At 65.2% G+C, this 19054-nt stretch carries 20 protein-coding genes; 7 read left to right on the top strand and 13 right to left on the bottom strand.

What is annotated here, in order from left to right; genetic code table 11:
- Positions 1–187 precede the first annotated feature (187 nt).
- The 7 genes from DNA98_RS14530 to DNA98_RS14500 all read right to left on the bottom strand — a co-directional run bounded on the left by DNA98_RS14530 (position 188) and on the right by DNA98_RS14500 (position 7814).
- Positions 188–1153, bottom strand: a complete 966-nt coding sequence (locus DNA98_RS14530; RefSeq protein WP_110531977.1) for an ABC transporter permease — start codon at positions 1151–1153, stop codon at positions 188–190.
- Between the two features lie 19 nt (positions 1154–1172).
- Positions 1173–2141, bottom strand: a complete 969-nt coding sequence (locus tag DNA98_RS14525; RefSeq protein ID WP_110531976.1) for an ABC transporter permease — start codon at positions 2139–2141, stop codon at positions 1173–1175.
- A gap of 115 nt (positions 2142–2256) precedes the next feature.
- Entirely contained in the window at positions 2257–3786 is a 1530-nt protein-coding gene (locus DNA98_RS14520) for a sugar ABC transporter ATP-binding protein (RefSeq protein ID WP_110531974.1), read from the bottom strand.
- 57 nt (positions 3787–3843) lie between these two features.
- Complete coding sequence (locus DNA98_RS14515; protein WP_199489397.1) at positions 3844–4890, bottom strand: substrate-binding domain-containing protein; 1047 nt, start codon at positions 4888–4890, stop codon at positions 3844–3846.
- Between the two features lie 94 nt (positions 4891–4984).
- Positions 4985–6055, bottom strand: coding sequence for a Gfo/Idh/MocA family protein (locus DNA98_RS14510; RefSeq protein ID WP_110531972.1), 1071 nt, complete (start codon positions 6053–6055; stop codon positions 4985–4987).
- Positions 6052–6822 (bottom strand): ThuA domain-containing protein, encoded by a 771-nt coding sequence (locus DNA98_RS14505; protein ID WP_110531970.1) that lies wholly within the window; start codon positions 6820–6822, stop codon positions 6052–6054. The genes DNA98_RS14510 and DNA98_RS14505 overlap by 4 nt, the downstream gene beginning before the upstream one ends.
- Before the next feature lie 5 nt (positions 6823–6827).
- A complete protein-coding gene (locus tag DNA98_RS14500; RefSeq protein ID WP_110531968.1) occupies positions 6828–7814 on the bottom strand; it encodes an ROK family protein in 987 nt (328 codons plus the stop codon).
- A 216-nt stretch (positions 7815–8030) separates the two neighbouring features.
- On the opposite strand from DNA98_RS14500, the gene DNA98_RS14495 reads away from it, so the two are divergent.
- Genes DNA98_RS14495 through DNA98_RS14465 form a run of 7 tightly spaced genes read left to right on the top strand, consistent with a single transcriptional unit; the run spans position 8031 to position 14619 of the window.
- A complete protein-coding gene (locus DNA98_RS14495; protein ID WP_158531656.1) occupies positions 8031–8822 on the top strand; it encodes a GntR family transcriptional regulator in 792 nt (263 codons plus the stop codon).
- Positions 8823–8856: 34 nt separating this feature from the next.
- On the top strand, positions 8857–10011 hold the full coding sequence (locus DNA98_RS14490; protein ID WP_110531964.1) for a Gfo/Idh/MocA family protein: 1155 nt from the start codon (positions 8857–8859) through the stop codon (positions 10009–10011).
- An 11-nt stretch (positions 10012–10022) separates the two neighbouring features.
- Entirely contained in the window at positions 10023–10937 is a 915-nt protein-coding gene (locus DNA98_RS14485; RefSeq protein WP_110531962.1) for a sugar phosphate isomerase/epimerase, read from the top strand.
- A gap of 15 nt (positions 10938–10952) precedes the next feature.
- Complete coding sequence (gene deoC, locus DNA98_RS14480) at positions 10953–11693, top strand: deoxyribose-phosphate aldolase (RefSeq protein WP_110531960.1); 741 nt, start codon at positions 10953–10955, stop codon at positions 11691–11693.
- 25 nt (positions 11694–11718) lie between these two features.
- A complete protein-coding gene (locus DNA98_RS14475) occupies positions 11719–12696 on the top strand; it encodes an L-threonine 3-dehydrogenase (RefSeq protein WP_110531958.1) in 978 nt (325 codons plus the stop codon).
- A gap of 1 nt (position 12697) precedes the next feature.
- Positions 12698–13930: a pyridoxal phosphate-dependent aminotransferase family protein gene (locus DNA98_RS14470; RefSeq protein ID WP_110531956.1), complete on the top strand. Its 1233-nt coding sequence runs from the start codon at positions 12698–12700 to the stop codon at positions 13928–13930.
- 5 nt (positions 13931–13935) lie between these two features.
- Entirely contained in the window at positions 13936–14619 is a 684-nt protein-coding gene (locus DNA98_RS14465; protein ID WP_110531954.1) for an FAD-dependent oxidoreductase, read from the top strand.
- On the opposite strand, the gene DNA98_RS14460 is transcribed toward DNA98_RS14465, so the two are convergent.
- From DNA98_RS14460 to DNA98_RS14435, 6 genes are read right to left on the bottom strand one after another with little or no spacing between them, the layout of a single operon-like run.
- A complete protein-coding gene (locus DNA98_RS14460; protein ID WP_233493233.1) occupies positions 14507–15727 on the bottom strand; it encodes an A/G-specific adenine glycosylase in 1221 nt (406 codons plus the stop codon). The genes DNA98_RS14465 and DNA98_RS14460 overlap by 113 nt on opposite strands.
- Positions 15727–16164, bottom strand: coding sequence for a CoA-binding protein (locus tag DNA98_RS14455; protein WP_110531952.1), 438 nt, complete (start codon positions 16162–16164; stop codon positions 15727–15729). The genes DNA98_RS14460 and DNA98_RS14455 overlap by 1 nt, the downstream gene beginning before the upstream one ends.
- Before the next feature lie 44 nt (positions 16165–16208).
- Positions 16209–17054, bottom strand: coding sequence for a metallophosphoesterase (locus DNA98_RS14450; protein ID WP_110531950.1), 846 nt, complete (start codon positions 17052–17054; stop codon positions 16209–16211).
- Between the two features lie 7 nt (positions 17055–17061).
- The gene (locus DNA98_RS14445; protein WP_129865658.1) at positions 17062–17283 is read right to left on the bottom strand and encodes a hypothetical protein; all 222 of its coding nucleotides are present in this window, start codon (positions 17281–17283) and stop codon (positions 17062–17064) included.
- Positions 17267–18127: an NAD+ synthase gene (locus DNA98_RS14440; protein WP_110531946.1), complete on the bottom strand. Its 861-nt coding sequence runs from the start codon at positions 18125–18127 to the stop codon at positions 17267–17269. Before DNA98_RS14440 ends, DNA98_RS14445 begins: the two co-directional genes overlap by 17 nt.
- Positions 18124–19008 carry a nitrilase-related carbon-nitrogen hydrolase gene (locus tag DNA98_RS14435; RefSeq protein WP_110531944.1) on the bottom strand — a complete coding sequence of 295 codons (885 nt, stop codon included), beginning with the start codon at positions 19006–19008 and terminating at the stop codon, positions 18124–18126. The genes DNA98_RS14440 and DNA98_RS14435 overlap by 4 nt, the downstream gene beginning before the upstream one ends.
- Positions 19009–19054 lie beyond the last annotated feature (46 nt).

Below are 19054 nucleotides of genomic sequence, written 5' to 3'. Positions count from 1 at the left end.
CATCATCAGCCGCTGGATCTGTTTGCCAAACTCAATCACCAGCAACTCCTGCTCGGCTATATTCTTCCCCTCTCCCAGCCGCTCGTACTCATCCACCAACTGATGCATCCGTTCCCGTATTTCGCTCATTCCAACAGTTTAGGCTGTTTGCCTATTTTCAGGACACACCCAGGGCAGAGGGCAGGGGCTATCCCCGCAGTCGTCGCTCGCGCCCGTATAAGGCCAACAAGGCCAACAGGATCAGGCCGTAGGTGATCTGCCGCCCGAATTCGGGGAGGCCTAGGGTGATGAGGAGGCTCGAGACCAGGGTGAGCACCAGGGCGCCGGCCATGGTCCCGGCGTACCCTCCAACCCCACCCGCCAAGGCCGTTCCCCCCACCACTACTGCCGCGATGGAGGGCAGGGTGTAAGGGTCACCCAGGTTGATAAAGACGTTTTGGATGTAGCCTAGGAGCACGAAGCCACCCAAAGCCGCAAACATCCCCGAGAGGCCATAAGTTAGGATCACCGTGCGCTCGACATGGACGCCGGAGAGCCGGGCGGCGATGCGGTTGGCCCCAATGGCGTAAAGGGCCTTTCCGTAAGCGGTGCGCTGGAGGAGCAACGTCACCGCGATTCCCAGCAATGCCCAGATGAACACATCCCCTGGAATCCCTAACACCCAGGGGTCGGAGATGAGCTGCTTCATCAGCGGAGGGGTCCCTCCTTGAGGCCGCCCCCCGGTGTAGACCAGGATCAATCCTTTGACCACCCCCATCATCCCCAGGGTCATCACCAGCGGTGGGATGCCGATCCAAGCGATCCCCACACCGTTGACGAGCCCGATGGCGAAACCGGCCAGCAAGGCCGCTACTAGGGCGGGCAACAAGAGCGCGTCCGAGCCGCCGGTGATGCGGAAGATGAGGATGGCCCCTAGCGTCACTACCGCCCCCACCGATAGGTCGATGCCCTCGCCTCCGGCCAGGATCACCAGGGTCTGTCCGATGGCCACGATACCCAAAAACGCTGCGATACGCAGGATATTGGTGATCTGGTTGTATTCGGCGAAGCCGGGGCGGATAACTTCCCCCAGTACCAGGAGAAAAGCCGCCAGCCCCAGCGCGATTGCCGCTGGGGTGCGAAGGGAAGGAAAGGAAAGCGGGTTCTTGGTCATGGGAGGTCCCTACAGAGCATCACGCCCGCCCCCTCGCTCGCCGCAGCAAGCCCGGGGTGGCCAGGGCCAGTACGATTACCGTGCCGTCGATCAGGGTCTGCCACTGCGGACTGAGGCCTAAGTTGAATACCCCGAGGGCCACCACGTTTTTGAGCAGGTAGTAGACCACCGCCCCCAGCACGCTTCCTACGATGCCGCCGGTACCCCCGGAGAGCCGGGTCCCGCCGATGACCACCGCTACCACGCTGGCGAGGGTCAGCGGCCCGCCGATGAGGGGGTCGCCGGTGGCGATGTCGGCGGTGAGGAAGAAGGCCCCCAGGCCGGTGAGGAACCCGGCCAAGGCGTAGCTCCCCAGCCGTACCCCCTCCACGTTGACGCCTGAGGTGAAAGCGGCCTGGGGATTCCCCCCCACCGCGTAGAGGTGCTTGGCCCAGGGCGTAGCTAAAAACCAGCTCCATCCCAGTAGGATGGCCAAGACCACCCACAGGGAGAAGGGCAACAGGAATTGAAGCCGTACAAAGTTTTGCAGCGCTAGCGGTACGTTACCGCCGGGTTGAGGCAGTACCCATAGGGCCAGCCCGGCCCAGACAAATGAAGTAGCGAAGGTGGCGATGATCGGCTGCAAGCGTAGGTAGGCCACACAGAAGCCACCCGCAGCCCCGGCTAGGGTGGCCACCAGCAGTCCCAAAGCGATTCCGCCGAAGGTACGCCAGGGGCCAGGATCCGGATCTTGGCCGAAGGTTTGCACCATCACCACGCTCGAGAGGGTTAGGATGGCTCCCAGGCTAAGATCAATTCCCCCACCGATTACCACCAGGGTTTGCGCCACGGCCAACAGGATCAGGGGTAAAAAGGTACGCAGGTTGTTGGCGAGGGTGCGCCCTGTGAAAAAGGCCGGTTGGAACAAGGCGGTGACGATGAGGCCCAGGACCAGCAGAACGAGGGCCAGGGCGTAGGGTTGAGCGAGGAGGCGGCGGAGGAAGGGCATAGGCTTTAGGGCATAGAAATGAGATTGCCGATGGCGTATCGCGCTTTACAGATCGCAGCGACCTTCGCCCTATCCTGTACCTCGGCGTAAGCCCTAGGGCGGTATGGCCTCCTGTTCAATCTGCCGCCTCCTTCACCCCCAGGCTGGCCCGTACCAACGCCGCACGGTTTAACCCGGCCCCTGCGAGTTCGGCCACCAGGCGGCCTTCGAGCAGCACCAACACCCGGTCGCACAGCGAGAGCAGCTCGTCGTCATCGGAGGAGTGGAAGATCACCCCCATTCCCTGCGCTCGTAACTCGTCTAAAAGCCGGTAGAACTCGGCTTTAGCCCCTATATCGATCCCCTTGGTGGGGTCGTCGAGAAGGAGTACCTTGGGCTGCCGCAACAGCCATTTGCCCAACACCACCTTTTGGGCGTTGCCTCCGGAGAGCGAGGAGATGCCCTCCTCGAGCCCACCATACTTGAGCCAAAGCCTCTGCGCTATCCCGGAAGCGGCGCGCCGGGCGGCGTTCAGTTCGAGGAAACCGCCTCGACGGTAGTGGGGCCAGCTTGGCAACATCAGGTTTTCGAGGATCGAGCGCACCGGGAGGAGCCCCTCGCGGCCTCGGTCGCCGGGCACATAAGCCATCCCTGCGCGAATGGCCTCGCGGGGGTGACGAAACCGGTGCGGGGTACCCTCGATGAGCAGGGTGCCCCGCTCGAGCGTCAGGGCCCCGAACAGATAGAGCAATAGCTCGCGCTGGCCCTGCCCCTGTAGGCCACCCAGCCCCAGGATCTCCCCCGGGTACAGCGAGAACTCGAGGTCTCGGAGCTTTCCGCCGTGCTCGATCTTTGCTTGTAGCAAAGGGGCGTGGCGCCGGGTTGGGCGGGGGATTTTGGCCTCAGCTTGAAGGGCTCGGCTGGCCTCCCCTGAAATCAGCCCGATCAGGGACTCGCGGCTAGTCTCCTCGAGGCTCACCTCACCCACCACTTGTCCGCTCCGCAGCACGGTGGCCCGATCGGCGATCTGGAAGATCTCCTCTATGCGGTGGGTGACGATGATGATGCCGGTTCCTTGCGCCCTCCATCGCCGTACCAGGGTGAGCAGGCGCTCTACCTGCCGGGCGCCCAGGCTGGCTGTAGCCTCGTCCAGGATTAGGATCTTCGGTTCGTGGCTCACCGCCTTAAGGATTTCCACCAGCTGCCGCTCATCAGGGGGGAGTTCTCCAGCTGGGGTCTGGGGAAGAAAGCGTTCTCCGGCCACGTCCTTGAATAACCCCAACAGGCCCTCGGTGCGGGCGCGGGCAGTTTTGCCGTCGATGCGACCCCACCGACCCCTTGGCTCATGCCCCAGCCAGAGGTTGTCTTGCACGCTCAGGCCGGGGACCAGGGAAAGTTCCTGGTATACCACCGCGATGCCCAAGCGACGAGCTTCCAGCGGGTGGCGAAACCGCACCGCCCGGCCTTCCAGCCGGATCTCCCCGTTGTCGGGGGTAACGGCCCCGGCGAGGATCTTAGCCAGGGTGGATTTGCCGCTGCCATTGGCCCCTAACAGGGCGTGAACCTCGCCCTTTCGCAGCCGAAAAGCGACTTCCTGGAGCGCCACGGTGGCTCCGTAGCGCTTGGAGATGTGATGGGTCTCGAGCAGGACGGGGTTCGTGTCCAAGGCGGGATCCCCGCTTGAGGAGGGGCTACCGGCCGAGCGCCAATAGCCCCTCGAGGCTTACTTGAAGTAGTTGTTGGCCTGGGCTTGGGTTAGGTAGCCGTCCATGGTGTAGGTGTCGGCCTTGCCCTTGGCGATGAGATCGGCCAGGGTCGCCTGAAGGGTGAGGTCGTCCACCTTGGCCGGGATCGGCACGTAGAGGGTGTTCTTGTAGGGGCCCTTCAGCACGCCGTCCTTGAGCTGTTTGCCCTGCACCAAGTTGATCAACACGCGCAAACCCGAAGCGCCCACGCCGGGAGGGTTGGCCAGCCCGTAGGACTTGAAGTTGGGGTAGCTCTTCTTGATGTCGGTCCAGAGCTTCATGTAGCCCACATAGGCCTCGCCCGAGACCACCGGCATCTTCTGCGGTTTGGCCGCGATCAAGGCCCGCAGCACCCCCTGGCCCATGCCGTCTTGGGTAAAGACCCCGTCAATGTTGGGTTGGGAAGCCAGCAAAGAGCTCATCACTTGTTGCCCTTTGGCCTGATCCCAATCGGCATTGACGGAGTTCAGCACTTTGATGCCGGGGTAGTTCTTCAGCGAGTCCCGCTCCCCAGCGACCCTCGCCTCGTTCGCCGGGTGTCCGGCGATGCCGTTGATGATGACGATATTGCCCTTACCGCCCAGGGTCTTGGCCAGCCAGTCCATCTTGTCCTTGGCCCAGGCCCGCTGGTCGATGGCCACATTGATGGCGGTGGGAGCCGAAACCTCCTGGTCCACCACCACCACCTTGATCCCGGCGTCGGTGGCTTCCTTGATGACTTGGTTCAACCCGGTTTGCGAGTTGGGGTTGATGAGGATGCCGTCTACCTTGGCGTTGATCAGGTTACGGATCTGCTGGATTTGCCCCTGTACGTCCACGTCTGCGCTTTGGATCACCAGCTCGACGCTGATCCCGGCCTTCTTGTACTCCTCGGCTACGGTTTTGATGTCATCGAGCATCTGGGTACGCCACTCCGAGCCCACGAAGCCGTTGGAGATCCCAATGCGGATGGTCTTGTTTTGGGCCAGCCCTACGGACATTGCCGCCGCCCCTATGGCCAACCAACCGATCACCCATCGTTTCATGTTTCCCCCCGTGAACCGATGACCGAAAAACCTAGCTGTTGCTGGCATGCCTTCACCTCCTGTATCGAGGGGCAGACCCTGCGGCTTCCCCTCGTCAATCCCCAGCCGTTCCTCCCCTCCGAGCCGCCGCTTCGGGCCGAAACCCCTCGAGCCGCACCGGTTGGCCTGTTCGGGCGCTCTCGTAAGCCGCCAGCACCAGCCGCACCGCTTCCAGGCCGTCCTGGCCGGTGCAGATCACCGGGCGCTCCCCCCGGATGGCGGCCAAGAAGTTCCCCACGTGGCGGGTGTGGCTAGGCTCGCCGGCAAAGGTATGGTCGGTGTGGTCGGGCTCGGCCCAGGTGGTGCCGGGAGAGGTGCGGTGGCTCAAGCGCAGCACCGGTCGGCCGTAGCGGTTGGTGTACTCGAGCGCCCCTTGGGTGCCATAGATCCAAAAGCCCTCCTCCCAACCGGTAGCCGTCCAGGCCGCCTCGATCTCGCCCAAGGCCCCGCTCTCGAACCTGAGCGAGGCATGGGCCGTGTCTTCGACTTCGATGTCGAACTTGAGGGTGGCGGTGCGGGCGAAGACCTCTTCTACCTCCCCGCCGAAATAGCGGGCCAGGTCAAACAGGTGACAGCCATTGTCGAGCAGGGTACCGCCCCCCGAAAGGGCTTTCTGGCCAAAGGAGTCGCGCACTGCGCTAGCCCCACCCCAGTCGTGGGCTTGGCGCAGCCGGATGAAGGTGACCCGGCCCAGCTCGCCCGACTCCAGGATCTGCTTGGCCTTGCGGGCCGCGCCGCTCGAGCGCAGGTGGTGGTTGATCTGCAAGACCACCCCGGCCTTGCGGCAGGCCTCGACCATCTGCTGGGCCTCGGCCAGAGAGAGCGAGATGGGCTTTTCGCAGAGGACATGCTTGCCTGCCCTGGCGGCGGCCAGCGTAGCGGGGTAGTGGAAGGCGTTGGGGGTGCAGACCGAGACCGCGTCGATTTCGGGGAGGGCCAAAAGCTGCTCGTAATCGGTGAAGGCTTGCCTGACCCCCCACTCGCTCTGGCGGGCTTCCAGGGCGGCCAGGTTCACATCGGCCACCGCCACCACCTGCGCCCCACCCGCGACATAGCCTTTGTAATGGGCGCTGGAGATCCCCCCGGCCCCGATGATCCCCACTCGAAGGGCCTTGGGGGTGCTCATTGCGCCACCCCTCGCTTCGCTGGGCGAAAGTTCGCCTCCTGGGGCAGCGGTTCCAGGGGTTGGCTTCGAGGAGCCTGGGTGACATCGAGCCGTACCCGCCGCCTTGCCCAGCCGCAGGCATTGGCCAGGATGCGCAGCACATGGGGGTTGTAGTAGGTGGGGTAGGTTTCGTGGCCGGGCCGGAAATAGAAGATCCGCCCGTGCCCGCGGGTCCAGGTGCAGGCACTCCTGAACACCTCTCCGCCCTGGAACCAGGAGATCATCAGGAGTTCGTCGGGTTCAGGGATGTCGAAGCGCTCGCCGTACATTTCCTCCTCAGGGAGTTCGATGTACTCCGGGATGCCCTGCAAGATGGGGTGGTCGGGGCGCAGGTTCCACAGCCGCTCGCGCTCGCCCGCCTCGCGCCACTTGAGGCTGCAAAAGGTGCCCATCAGCCGCTTGAAGATCTTGGCGTAGTGCCCTGAGTGCAGCACGATCAGCCCCATTCCCGAGAGCACTTGCAGCTGCACCCGCTCTACCACCTCGTCGCTTACCTGCTGGTGGGCCACGTGCCCCCACCACACCAGCACATCGGTCTGCTCGAGCACCGCAGCGCTGAGGCCGTGCTCGGGTTCGGCCAGGGTAGCGGTGCGGATGGCAAAGTCGCCTAGGGGCTCGAGCCCCTTCGCGATCGCTCGGTGGATGCCCTCGGGGTAGATAGCCTGTACCCGCGGGTTGCGGGTTTCGTGAAGATACTCGTTCCAGATCGTGACGTTGATCGTCTCCATATCCCTTATAACCCTACCAGGGTTTGCTCCGCGGCCCACATCGCTGCTCCCACCACCCCGGGCTCGTCCAACTCGGCTCGGAGGATGTTTAGCTCGTGCAAATGCTCGGCGATCATGAACTGGTGTCGTCGGAGGGTCTCCCAGATCGGCTCGAGCAGAAGATCCCCGGCCTCGGCTACCCCGCCGCCGATCACCACCGCTTCCAGGCCCAGTACGCTCAATACGTTGCTGATGCCCAAGCCTAGCGCCCGGCCCGCCTGGCGGTAGATCTCGCGGCACTCCTCTTCGCCCGCCAACGCCGCCTGCGCCACCGCCTTAGGGCTGAGGCGGTCCAGCGAATTCCCGATGACCTCGCGCAAAATGGGCACCCGGCCCTGGCGCAAGGGGCGCACGGCCGCCGCCACGATGGCCGGGCCGGAGGCGTAGGCTTCAATGCAGCCCACCCCGCCGCAGCCACAGATCAGCCCATGGGGGTCATAGACCTGGTGCCCGAACTCGCCTGCGCTACCCCAGCGCCCCAGGTACAGCTGGCCGTTCAGGATCAACCCCCCGCCCACCCCGGTCCCCACGGTGACGCCCAGCAGGTGGGCGTAGCCTTTCCCGGCGCCCAGCCGTGACTCGGCGAGGGTAAAAGCGCGGGCGTCGTTGATGAGTCGGGTGGGAATGCCGGTGAGCGCCTGTAGCTGCTCGGCTAGCGCCAGGCCGTGCCAGCCTTGGGCGAAGTTGGGCGGGAGCAACACCTCTCCGGCCCAGGGGTTGATCACTGCCGGAACTCCGATCCCCGCCGCCATGATGCGGTATCCGGCCAGCTGGGCTCGCTGGGCGGTGGCCTTTATGGCCTGGGCCAAGTCGGCTACGATCTCCGCGGGGGGACGGTAAGAGCGGGTCTCGAGGCTCACCAGGTCGCGTAGCTGGCCCATCTCATCGAGCCAGCCCACGCTATAGGTGGTTCCCCCTAGGTCCAAACCGATGGAAGCGTTTGCCACGATCATCAACCTTGCTAAATCGAAACCGCGAGGGGCTCGGCTCTACCCTCCACCCTTCTGGGGTCAACCTCGGAGCACGGACCCGGTGCTCATGCTGGATAAGACGCCAAACGGAACCCTACCTCCTCGCACTTGCTTGGTGAGCCGATCCAGTGTGTAATATAAGGTACGGACCACCGGATGTCTAGACCACTTGTCCCACCGGCTCGGGAAAGAAGTTTTATGAAGCTCCCAGACGCGCTCCAGTACCTTGACCCGCGGGCTCCGTTGCCGCTTTACCTCCAGCTCAAGGAGGCGCTGCTGCGGGTTTTGCAGCAGGGGGAGTGGCCGGAGGGGAGGCCCATCCCCAGCGAGCGCGAACTTTCCCAGGGGCTCTCCATTTCGCGGGCCACGGTGCGCCAAGCCATACAAGAACTCGAGCGGGAGGGCTGGTTGATGCGGCGGCAGGGGCGGGGAACCTTTCCTACCCCGGCCAAGGTCGAGCAGCCCCTGGCCCGCGTTACCAGTTTCTCCGAGAACATGCGTCAAGCCGGATTGGACCCCTCCAGCAAAGTGATCTCGGCCCTCCTCGAACCGGCCTCTCCCGCCGCAGCCCGGGCCCTCAGACTCCCCCCCAAGAGCGTGGTGGTGGTGCTCACCCGGCTGCGGCTGGCCAACGGGGAACCCTTGATGCTCGAGCGGGCCCACCTCAACTACAACCTCACTCCTGGACTCCTGGAGCATGACCTCTCGGGCTCCCTGTATGAAATCCTCACCCGCGTGTATCGGCTGCGTTTCGCCCGCGGCGAGGAGATCATCCAGGCCATCAAGGCCGAACCCTGGCTGGCGAAACTTTTGGGCATTCCGCGCGGGGCGGCGGTGCTCTTTACCCAGCGCAGCGTCTTTACCGATGCCGGTATCCCCATCGAGTACACCGAGCGCTACGGTCGGGCCGACAAGTGCAGCTTCCGGGTGCTGCTCTGCGGGGACAACCCCCAGATCGCCATCAAGGAAGAGGCCGCAGGAGGTCCTTAACCGTGGACTCGCCGTCGTATCGAGGAGGTGCGGGATGATCAAGGTCGGGATAGTCGGCACAGGTTTTATCGGCCCGGTGCACGTGGAGGCGCTGCGCCGGATCGGGGTTGAGGTGAAGGGGGTGTTGGGCTCGAGCCCGGAAAAGTCGCGCCGGGCGGCGGAGTATCTCGGCCTCGAGCAGGGCTACGCGAGCTACGCCGAGATGCTCTCCGATCCGGAAGTGGCGGTCGTCCACCTCACCAGCCCCAACCGATTTCACCGCGAGCAGGTCCTGCGAGCCTTGGAAGCGGGCAAGCACGTGATCTGCGAAAAGCCCCTGGGCATGAACACCCAGGAGACCAAAGAGCTCCTCGCCGCCGCCCAGCAGCACCCCGAGCTGGTGACGGCGGTCAACTACAACCTCCGCTTCTATCCGCTCTGCCTGCAAGCCCGGGAGATGGTGCGGCGAGGAGAGATCGGAGAGGTTTTTCACGTCAAAGGAAGCTATGTGCAAGACTGGCTCCTCTACCCCACCGACTTCAACTGGCGGGTGTTGGCCGAGGAGGGGGGAGAGCTGCGGGCCATCGGCGATATCGGCACCCACTGGCTGGACCTGGTGAGCTTTATCACCGGGCTCGAGGTCGAGGAGGTGATGGCCGACCTCTACACTGTGCACCCCATCCGGCAGCGTCCTCCGGCAGGTTCGGTAGAGACCTTCAGCGGCAAGAAAGGTAGCCGGGAAGCCGCCACCGAGCCGGTCAAGATCACCACCGAGGATTACGCCTCGGTACTCCTGCGCTTCGCGGGCGGGAAGCGCGGGGTGCTCACCGTCTCCCAGGTCACCGCTGGACGCAAGAACCGCATCGAGTGGGAGATCGCGGGGTCCGAGCGGGCGCTGGCCTGGAACGGCGAGCGCCCCAACGAGCTGTGGATCGGGGAGCGCAACGCCGCCAACCGCCTCCTGATCCGCGACCCCAGCCTCCTGGAGGGCGAGGCCGCTCGCTACACCAGCTACCCCGGCGGCCACAACGAGGGCTTCCCCGACACCTTCAAGCAGCTCTACCGCGCCGTCTACGCCGATATCAAGGCGGGAAGGGCCAGCCAGAATCCACTCTATGCAACCTTCGAGGACGGCCACAAGGAACTGGCTTTGTGCGAGGCGATCCTCGAGAGCAGCAAGCAGGGCCAATGGGTCAGGGTGCGGTACTAGGAGGAAATGGTATGCAGCTAGGTTTTGTCAGTGCGATCCTTCCCGATCTCAGCCTCGAGGAGGTGCTCGAGTTCGCCGCCCAGCAGGGCTTCGCCACCGTAGAGGTGATGTGCTGGCCCAAAGGAAAGGCCGAGCGCCGCTACGCCGGGGTCACCCACATCGACGTGAACGAGCTGGATGACGCCGGGGTCGAGCGGATCCGGGGACTCGTGCAGAAGTACGGGGTCTCGATCTCGGCGCTGGGTTACTACCCCAATCCGCTGGTGGCCGACGAAAAAGAGGCCAGCGTCTACCTCGAGCACATCAAAAAAGTCATCAGCGCCTCGGCAAGGCTGGGGATCGGGCGGATGAATACTTTTATCGGGCGGGAGCCCAGCCGGTCCTTGCAGGACAACTGGGCCCTCTTCGACGAGCGCTGGCCGGAGATCATCCGGCACGCCGAGCAGGAGGGGGTAAAGGTCGGGATCGAGAACTGCCCCATGTACTTCACCACCGACGAGTGGCCCGGCGGCAAAAACCTGGCGGTGAGCCCGGCCATCTGGCGCGAGATGTTCCGCCGCATCCCCTCCGATCACTTCGGCCTCAACTACGACCCCAGCCACCTGGTCTGGCAGATGATGGACCCGGCCTGGCCCTTGCTCGAGTTCAAGGACAAGCTCTTCCACGTCCACGCCAAGGACGTGCGCATCGACCGCGACCGGCTACGGCAGGTAGGGATCCTGGCCACCCCGCTCGAGTACCACACCCCCAAGCTGCCGGGGTTGGGGGAGGTGGACTGGGGCGCCTTCTTCGCCAACCTTACCGAGGCCCGCTACTCGGGTCCGGTCTGCATCGAGGTCGAAGACCGGGCCTACGAGGGCTCGCTCGAGGACCGCAAGCGGGCGCTGGTGCAGTCCGGGCGCTTCCTCAGAAACTTCATGGGCTAGCTCCAGGAGAAATCCATGCCAGGGATTACCGTGGAATCCCTCAGCTATGAACAGGTCGCGCAGATGATCGACCACTCGCTGCTGCGCCCCGAACTCACCCCCGCCGAGGTCCTGGCGGGCTGTGAGCTGGCCGAGCGCTACCGGGTGGCCTCGGTGTGCGTGAGGCCCTGTGACGTAGAACTCGCGGCCAAGGCCCTGCGGGGCTCGAGCGTCAAGGTGGGAACCGTGGTGGGCTTCCCCCACGGAAGCTCGGCTACCGCCACCAAGGTCTTCGAGGCCAAGCTGGCGATGGAGCAGGGCGCGGTGGAGCTGGACATGGTCATCAACATCGGTCGGTTGCGGGGCGGCGAAGCCGAGTATGTGCGGGAGGAAATCGCGGCGGTGGTCGAGGCCGCCCGGGAGGGCGGGGCGCTGGTCAAGGTGATCCTGGAGAACGCCTACCTCAGCGACGAGCAGAAGGTGCTGGGCTGTCGGCTTTCCGAGCAGGCGGGGGCCGATTTCGTCAAGACCTCCACCGGCTTTGCCCCCTCCGGGGCGACCCTGGAGGACCTCCGGCTCATGCGCCAGACAGTCTCGCCGCAGGTGCAGGTCAAGGCCGCGGGCGGGGTGCGCACCCTGGAGGCCTTGCTCGAGGCGATGCGCGCGGGAGCTACGCGGGTAGGGGCCACCGCCACGGCGGCGATCCTCGAGGAGTTCAACGCCCGCAAGGCGGGAGGGATTCGAGGGGCGGATGGCGGGCTGGAGGGGGATTACTGAAAGGGGCGAGGTAGGATGAGGGGGTATGGAAGCGAAGCCCCTAGAGACCATCCTCGTCACCGGCGCCCTAGGACAAGTCGGCTCGGAGCTGGTTCCCGCCCTGCGAGAACGCTTTGGCCCGGAACGGGTGGTGGCTTCCGACGTGCGAAGTCTGCCCTCCGACACCCCGATCCGGGGGGGACCCTTTGAGCTGCTTGACTGTACCGATCGCTCGAGGCTGGAGGAGGTGGTCAAAAAGTACCGGGTGGGCACCCTCTACCACCTGGCGGCCATCCTCTCGGCCAAGGCCGAAGCCCAGCCCGAGCTGGCCTGGCGGGTCAACATGGAGGGGCTGTACAACGTGCTGGAGGTGGCCCGGGATCACGGCTGCCGGGTCTTCGTACCCAGCTCCATCGCGGTCTTTGGCCCCTCCACGCCCAAAGACCCCACCCCGCAGGACACCCTCCAGCGCCCCCACTCCCTCTACGGCGTGACCAAGGTGGCGGGGGAACTCCTTTGCGACTACTACGCTTTGCGCTTTGGCCTGGACGTGCGCGGCCTGCGCTACCCCGGCCTCATCTCCTACACCGCCCCGCCCGGAGGGGGGACCACCGACTACGCGGTGGAGATCTTTTGGGAGGCCTTGCGCCGAGGCAGCTACACTTGCTTCTTGGCCCCTGACACCCGGCTGCCGATGATGTACATGCCCGACGCCATCCGGGCCACGCTCGAGCTGATGGAAGCCGACCCGGTGCGGCTCCACCACCGCAACGCTTTCAACGTGACCGCTTTTAGCTGCACCCCAGCCGAGCTTGCCGCGCAGATCGCGAAGCACCTGCCGCACTTCAAGATCCACTACCAGGTAGACCCGGTGCGCCAGGCCATCGCGGATTCCTGGCCGCACACCCTGGACGATGCCGCCGCCCGTGAGGAGTGGGGCTGGAAACCGGCTTTCGACCTGGCCGCGGTGACCGCCGACATGCTCGAGCAGCTATCGGCGCGGATGGCCGTAAAGGGGGCCTGAGATGCCGCTGGATCGCCTGACCCCAGTACTCCGACAAGCCATTGACGACTTCGAGGCGCAAGGCCGCCGCAAGGGGCAGGAAGCGGTGGTGGTGGAAATCCTGCCCGCCCAGGGGGCTCGAGGCCCCCGCTACCGGCTTTTGGGCCACGGCGAAAAGCTGTTCATCCGCATGAACTCCAACGGCTACCTGGGCCTGGCCCAGCACCCGGCCCTGAAAAAAGCCGAGGAAGCGGCCCTCGAGCGCTTCGGGGTGGGTCCCGGCGCGGTGCGCTTTATCAGCGGGACCTACGAGCCGCACGTGGAGCTTGAAAGCCGCCTGGCCCGCTTCCATGGCCGCGAGGCGGCTATGATCTTCTCCTCGGCCTACGCCACCGTCCTGAGCGTAATCGTGCCGCTGGTAACGCCCGAGACGGTGCTCATCAGCGACGAACTCAACCACAACTGCATCATCAACGCCATCCGGCTCGCAAGGCCCAAGGAGAAATACATCTACCGGCACCTGAGCCTGGCCGACCTGGAAGCCGCCCTGCAAAGCGCGGCCTCGATCGGCGCAAGCCGGGCTTTGGTCATCACCGACGGCATCTTCAGCATGCGCGGCTCGCACGCGCCTTTGCCCGAGATGGCCCTGCTGGTGCGGAAGTACGACCCTCACTTCCCCGAGAACGCCTTCTTGATCGTGGATGACTCACACGGGGTGGGCGCCTTCGGGGCCAGCGGGCGGGGAACCGAAGAGTACACCCAGGCCCAGGCCGACATCCTGGTGGGAACCTTGGGCAAGGCCTTCGGGGTGAACGGGGGGTATGTGGTGGGCCCCTCCACCCTCATCGCCTATCTCCGCGAGACCTCCCCGATGTACATCTACTCCAACCCCATCACCCCCGGCGAGGCGGCGGCGGCTTTGGCTGCGCTCGAGCTTTTGGAAAGCCCCGAGGGGCAGACCCGCCTAGCCCACCTACGGGCGATGACCCGGCGTTTCCGCGAGGGGATCCTGCGGCTGGGCTACGAGAGCTTCCCCGGCGACCACCCGGTGGTGCCGCTGGTGCTGCGCGACGGCGAGCGGGCGGGCCAGCTAGTGCGCTTTTTGCGCCAGGAGGGTATCCTTGCCACCGCTATCGTCTACCCGGTGGTGCCCAAAGGCGAGGAGTCCATCCGCTTCCAGGTCTCGGCGGAGCATACCCAGGCCGATATTGACCAGGTGCTGGGGGCGCTGGAGCGGTTCAGGGCGCTATTCTAAAACCGATGGACTACGATGTGCTGATCGTGGGCGCAGGCTTCGCTGGCGCAGAGGCGGCCTATGCCCTGGCGAGAAGAGGGGTTCGCGTGGGGCTTTGTACCCAGAGCCTGGATACGGTCTTCCTCCCTTTTACCCCGGTCATGCCGCCCTTTCCTCCGGGAACCCTCCTGGCCGAGGTTGGGTTTGCCGGGGCGAAGGGCTGGGAGATCCACGCCAGGGCCAAGTACAAGCTCGAGGCCGAGCCCAAGCTGCACCTGTTTCAGTCCTCCGTGACGCGGTTGGTGCTGGAGGGAGGCCGGGTGATAGGGGTGGAGACCTGGGAAGGCCCCCAGCGCCGGGCCGAGCGGGTGGTGCTGGCCGTGGGGAGCTTCCTCGAGCCCAGGCTTACCCTCGGCGGGGTAGTGGAAGAGGCCGGGCGGCTCTCCGAGGCGGCGTACCCGGACCTTTACCAAGACCTGCTGTCCCAGGGGTTTGGCTTCGTAGAGCGTAAGGCCGAGGTTCCCCCCCAGGGCGGAACCCCCGGGTACAGCGTGGCGTTCAAGGTGTTTGCCCCCGGGGAGTGGGAGGCGAAGACCTTCAGGCTGACTCGGCTCGAGGGCCTGTACGGCCTGGGCTTGTGCGTCCTTGGCGAGGGGACCTACGCCCGGATGTGCGAGGAGGGGCTGCGCTTGGCCAAGGGATTTTGTTGAGGATTTTCTGGTCAAGCCGGGAGAGCGGCTTGTCCGCCGGGTTGTACCCAGCTCCCTCCCAGCGGGCGCGGTAGACCCTCACGGTGAGCTTACGGTGGGTAAAGGCGTGGTGCACCTCGCCTGCGTACTCCGCCATCTCCACCCGCAAACGCTCCTTTAGCTCCTCCAGCCCCTCGGCCAGCGGTACCCCCCACAGGCCACCTAACAGGGGGCCGCTGCGGGGCTCGAGGTAGATTCCCTGCGGCCCCTCTAGCACCAGCGCCACCAGCTGCACCTCCTGGGGGTGGCGGGGTTGGGGGGCGGGGTAGCGTTGAGGGTGGTTCTTCCCCTTGCACCACCTGGAGACCGGGCAGGCCATACAGCGCGGGTTCTTCGTACAAATCGTCGCCCCCAGCTCCATCAGGGCCTGGTTCCAATCGCCGGGGGCCTCTCGCTGCAAGAGCCGATCCGCTTTTTCTTGGACCTGCCGAGAGGTGGGGTTTTCCCAGGCGAAAAGGCGGGACAAGACCCTGCGCACGTTTCCGTCCACGGCGGCTACCGGCTGGCCAAAGGCGATCGAGGCGACAGCAGCAGCCGTGTAAGGGCCGAGGCCGGGGAGCTGGCGGAGGCGCGAGTACTCAGCGGGGAGCGCTGGGGTCTGCTGGGACAGCCGGTGCAGGTTACGCGCCCGGGCGTAGTACCCGGCCCCTTGCCAGACCTGCAACACCTCCTCCAGCGGGGCCTTAGCCAAGGCTTCCAGGGTGGGAAAGCGCTCGAGCAGGCGGTGGTAGTAGGGGATGGCCTGCTCTACCCGGGTTTGCTGAAGCAGCACCTCGCTGAGCAGAATCCGGTAGGGGTCGTCCTCACCGCGCCAGGGCAGGTCGCGCCGGTTGGCCCGGTACCACTCGAGCAAGGCGCTTTGCAGGAGGGCACCTCCCAGGATTACCTCACCCCCCTCGTCCACCTCTGCCGGGGCCAGGGCGGGCGGAGGGTGGGCCGCCAGCGGCAAGCCCTCTCGGGGCCGCTCGCAGTGGTCTAACCTAGCGCTTCCGCCTACATCGGCCCGCTGCCGGGGTGTTGGGCGTTGATCCTGGCGCTGCTTCTTGCTCTGGTCGCGATCTCGCTGCACTACCGACCCCTTGAGGATGAGCGATCCCAAGCTCCCAGCAGTTGGCGGTGGACAACCATCAAACAGCGATCTTGAATGACCCCAATGCCGAGCTCCTCGAGCGTCCGCGCGAAGGCGTCGTTGCGGATCCCTGATTGCAACCAGACCAGCTTGGGTCGCAGGGCCAGGATCCCCTCGAGATGGGTGGGCAGCGCGTCACTGCGGCGGAACACGTCCAGGATGTCTACCGGCTCGAGGATCTCGCTCAGGTCGGCGCGGACCCGCTCCCCCCACAAAGTCTGGCCGGCGAAGACCGGGTTGGTGGGCAGAATGCGGTAGCCGTGGCGCCAGAGGTAATCTGGCACGTAGAAGGCGGCCCTGCTCGGGTCGGGGTGCGCCCCCAGCACGGCTATGGTTCGCGCCGCCGCGAGCAGGTGGCGCAGTTCGGTCTGGGTCATGCGCCTAGCCTAGAGGCGTTGCGCGCTCCGGGCGATGAGACCCGTCACGTTTGGGCAAAGCGCTCGGGGTGGGCCCGTTGGAAGAGCTGCCAGGCTTCCCAGTCGTGGGGTAGCTGGTGGGCGTTGGCCCACAGCCAGAAGGGGGTGAGCAGAGAGCGGGCAGTCTGTAGCTCGAGGTAAAACAAGTAAGCCCCCAGCCCACCCTCCTCGAGCAATCCGGAATCATGAAAAGCCCGTAGGGCCGCCTCCAGGTCATAGGGAACCTGACGGAACTCCCAGCGGGTTTGTTCCGGCGAGATTTCAAGCAGCATGTATTGTGCTCGAGGGTCGCCGTTGAACGGTGAACCCACCGCCCCGCTGTTGAGCACCAGCGTGCCCCCCTGTTGGCGCACGTAGGGCCGATGGGTGTGCGATCCGACCAGGGTGCGGGCCGGGTACTCCTGTACGATCTCGGCGATGGCCGTATCCGGGAGGCGCTCGTCGTAGCCCTCGCGGTAGTGGCGAGGTGAGCCGTGGGCGATGCGCAGGCCCAGTTCTTCCAAGTGGATCTGGTAGGGGAGGGCGGCGATCCACTCCAGGTGTTCGGGCTGTAGCTGGCTCGCCACCCAACCGGTAGAGACGAATAGGGGATCGTCGTACAGTTCAAAGAGGCGGGGGTCGCGCCGCGCCCAACCCAGCACCAGATCGTCGTGGTTCCCCAGGGTGAAGCGAAGTTTATCCCGTTGCGCCAGCCCCCACATCCGTTCGATGACCTCTCGGTTGGCGGGTCCCCGGTTGACAAGGTCGCCGTTGACCACCACCAAATCGGCGTCCAGGCCCTCGAGGTCGGCCAGCACCGCCTCTAAGGCCGGAAGGTTCCCGTGGATGTCGCTGAGGATAGCCAGCCGCATCGTCGCCCTAGGGCTGCCGCAGCCCTTCCCAGTCCAGCACCCCCACCACGATTATCCCAGCTACGCTGATGGCGAGAAAGAGCATCCACAAAAACCTTCGCAGCTCGACCCAAAACGGTTTTTGGTTTTGTCGCAGCAGGATGAGCCCGGCCAGGGACAGGCCCCAGACGACGGTCAGCACCACCAGCGCGCGCAGCATAACCGGGATCGGGTCACGGGCTTTGCTCAAGCCTAAAGTCCAAAGGCCGGAGGTAGAACTCGCCGATGGCGGTGGTCGAGATCACCGCCACCGTGGGAATGGTGCGTTTCCAGTGAGTGGTGTTGACCAGGTGCTTGACCCGTGCTACTTCGGCCTCGGTGTAGCCCAGCCGTAGGATGTAGTCATCGGGGTAGCCCTTCAAGTAGTGCTCGAGGATCACGTCGGCCCGGCGGTAGGCGATGCCCAGATCGCCTTCGTCGGTCTGGCCCAGCTCGAGGTCGGCGGTAGGCGGCTTCTTGATCACGGCCTCGGGAAGCTTCAGATGCTCAGCCAGGCCCCAAACCTGGGTCTTGTAGAGGTCCCCCAGCGGGTTGATGGGGCCGGTATCGGCCACGTCGTGCCAGGTGTAGTAGCCGAACAACCGCTCGGTCTTGTTGCCCGTGCCCAGGTGCAGCCCGCCGTACTGCTCGGCCTTGTCGAAGCCGACGATGGTGCGGGCTCGGGCCATGGCATTGCCTTTGCGGCGGGGGGTGATGTCGGGCACCTGAGCGGCATAGCTCTCCACCATCCCGGTAATGTCCACCACCTCGAAATGGACCCCGAACATCCCGGCTACGAGCTCGGCGTGTTCGCGCGACTCGGGGCGGGAGATGGCGTGGGGCATGTAGACCGCGTAGACGTTCTTGGCGCCCAGGGCCTGCACCCCCAAGGCCAGCGTGACGGCGGAGTCCACCCCGCCGGAAAGGGCCACCACCGCTTTCTTGAAGCCGCGCCACTCTAGTTCTTCGCGGACAAAGCGCACCAGGAAGTCGCTCACCAGGGGGTAGTTGAGTTCCAGCACCTCCCGCCCCGGCACCGCCTCGATGATCTTCATGCCCGCCCCTCCCTTCCGCCGCTCTGCCCCATCACCCGTTGGAGGTCGGGGATCAGCAGGGGCAGCCCCCCCTCCAGGTCGGGAAGCAGGGGGTTGTCGTAGCGCACCGGGGCCAGCCGCTCGAGGTCAACCTCCGCGATCAGGGCGGCTTCCTCAAAGGCCGGAGCCTGGGCCAGCAGGTTGCCCTCTGGCCCGGCCACCACGCTACCGCCGGCTAGGCCCTTACCGGCCTCGAGCCCTACCAGAGAGCTCAGCACCACATACACTCCGTGCTCGGCCGCCACCGCCTGACACAGGCTCTTCCAACGGGCCACGTTGGCGGGTTCGGCCCCTGCGAACCCCCGCGCGGGGCTGGCCGAGGGCACATAGAGGATCTCCGCCCCATCCAGAGCGGCGATGGTGGCGGTGAGGGAGTGCCAGAAATCTTCGCAGATCAAAAGGGCGACCCGCCCATATCGGGTGTCGAAGGCCTGGATGCGGTTGCCGCGCGAGATATAGCGCTCTTCGTCGAAAACCCCATAGGTGGGCAGGAACACCTTGCGGTGGACGTGCACCAGCCCCCGCCCGCCCAGCTCGAGGTAGGCGGCGGAGTTATAGTAGACCCCCCCGTCTTGCTCGTAGAAACCCACGATGAGGTCGAGGGGTTCGCCCCAGTCCAGCGACCGGTACATGGCCTGGAGCCGTTCGGATAGCTCCTCGCGGGTCATGGCCAGTTCGCGCACCCCCCCTTGGAGAAAGTATCCTGTCAGGAAGGCCTCGGGCAGCACCGCCACCTGGGGCTTATACGAGCGCAGCTCGGAGAGAGCCTGGGCAATGCGCTCGAGGTTCTTGCGGATCTGGCCCTTCTCGGGTTTGAGCTGTAAGACCGCGTGGCGAATCATGCTCTTTCAGTCTACGCCCAAGGGCCTCACCTTTTGGCCTCGAGTC

It is taken from the genome of Meiothermus sp. Pnk-1, assembly GCF_003226535.1.
Classification (GTDB): Bacteria; Deinococcota; Deinococci; order Deinococcales; family Thermaceae; genus Allomeiothermus.
Note: the sequence above shows the minus strand (reverse complement) of the source record. Positions and strands in the feature narration are given on the sequence as shown.

What these genes read in the sequence shown, in the direction of transcription:
- DNA98_RS14530 (WP_110531977.1), bottom strand. Translation starts at nt 1,153, where the DNA reads ATGACCAAGAACCCGCTTTCCTTTCCTTCCCTTCGCACCCCAGCGGCA.
- DNA98_RS14525 (WP_110531976.1), bottom strand. Translation starts at nt 2,141, where the DNA reads ATGCCCTTCCTCCGCCGCCTCCTCGCTCAACCCTACGCCCTGGCCCTC.
- DNA98_RS14515 (WP_199489397.1), bottom strand. Translation starts at nt 4,890, where the DNA reads ATGAAACGATGGGTGATCGGTTGGTTGGCCATAGGGGCGGCGGCAATG.
- DNA98_RS14510 (WP_110531972.1), bottom strand. Translation starts at nt 6,055, where the DNA reads ATGAGCACCCCCAAGGCCCTTCGAGTGGGGATCATCGGGGCCGGGGGG.
- DNA98_RS14505 (WP_110531970.1), bottom strand. Translation starts at nt 6,822, where the DNA reads ATGGAGACGATCAACGTCACGATCTGGAACGAGTATCTTCACGAAACC.
- DNA98_RS14500 (WP_110531968.1), bottom strand. Translation starts at nt 7,814, where the DNA reads ATGATCGTGGCAAACGCTTCCATCGGTTTGGACCTAGGGGGAACCACC.
- DNA98_RS14495 (WP_158531656.1), top strand. Translation starts at nt 8,031, where the DNA reads ATGAAGCTCCCAGACGCGCTCCAGTACCTTGACCCGCGGGCTCCGTTG.
- DNA98_RS14490 (WP_110531964.1), top strand. Translation starts at nt 8,857, where the DNA reads ATGATCAAGGTCGGGATAGTCGGCACAGGTTTTATCGGCCCGGTGCAC.
- DNA98_RS14485 (WP_110531962.1), top strand. Translation starts at nt 10,023, where the DNA reads ATGCAGCTAGGTTTTGTCAGTGCGATCCTTCCCGATCTCAGCCTCGAG.
- deoC (WP_110531960.1), top strand. Translation starts at nt 10,953, where the DNA reads ATGCCAGGGATTACCGTGGAATCCCTCAGCTATGAACAGGTCGCGCAG.
- DNA98_RS14475 (WP_110531958.1), top strand. Translation starts at nt 11,719, where the DNA reads ATGGAAGCGAAGCCCCTAGAGACCATCCTCGTCACCGGCGCCCTAGGA.
- DNA98_RS14470 (WP_110531956.1), top strand. Translation starts at nt 12,698, where the DNA reads ATGCCGCTGGATCGCCTGACCCCAGTACTCCGACAAGCCATTGACGAC.
- DNA98_RS14465 (WP_110531954.1), top strand. Translation starts at nt 13,936, where the DNA reads ATGGACTACGATGTGCTGATCGTGGGCGCAGGCTTCGCTGGCGCAGAG.
- DNA98_RS14455 (WP_110531952.1), bottom strand. Translation starts at nt 16,164, where the DNA reads ATGACCCAGACCGAACTGCGCCACCTGCTCGCGGCGGCGCGAACCATA.
- DNA98_RS14450 (WP_110531950.1), bottom strand. Translation starts at nt 17,054, where the DNA reads ATGCGGCTGGCTATCCTCAGCGACATCCACGGGAACCTTCCGGCCTTA.
- DNA98_RS14440 (WP_110531946.1), bottom strand. Translation starts at nt 18,127, where the DNA reads ATGAAGATCATCGAGGCGGTGCCGGGGCGGGAGGTGCTGGAACTCAAC.
- DNA98_RS14435 (WP_110531944.1), bottom strand. Translation starts at nt 19,008, where the DNA reads ATGATTCGCCACGCGGTCTTACAGCTCAAACCCGAGAAGGGCCAGATC.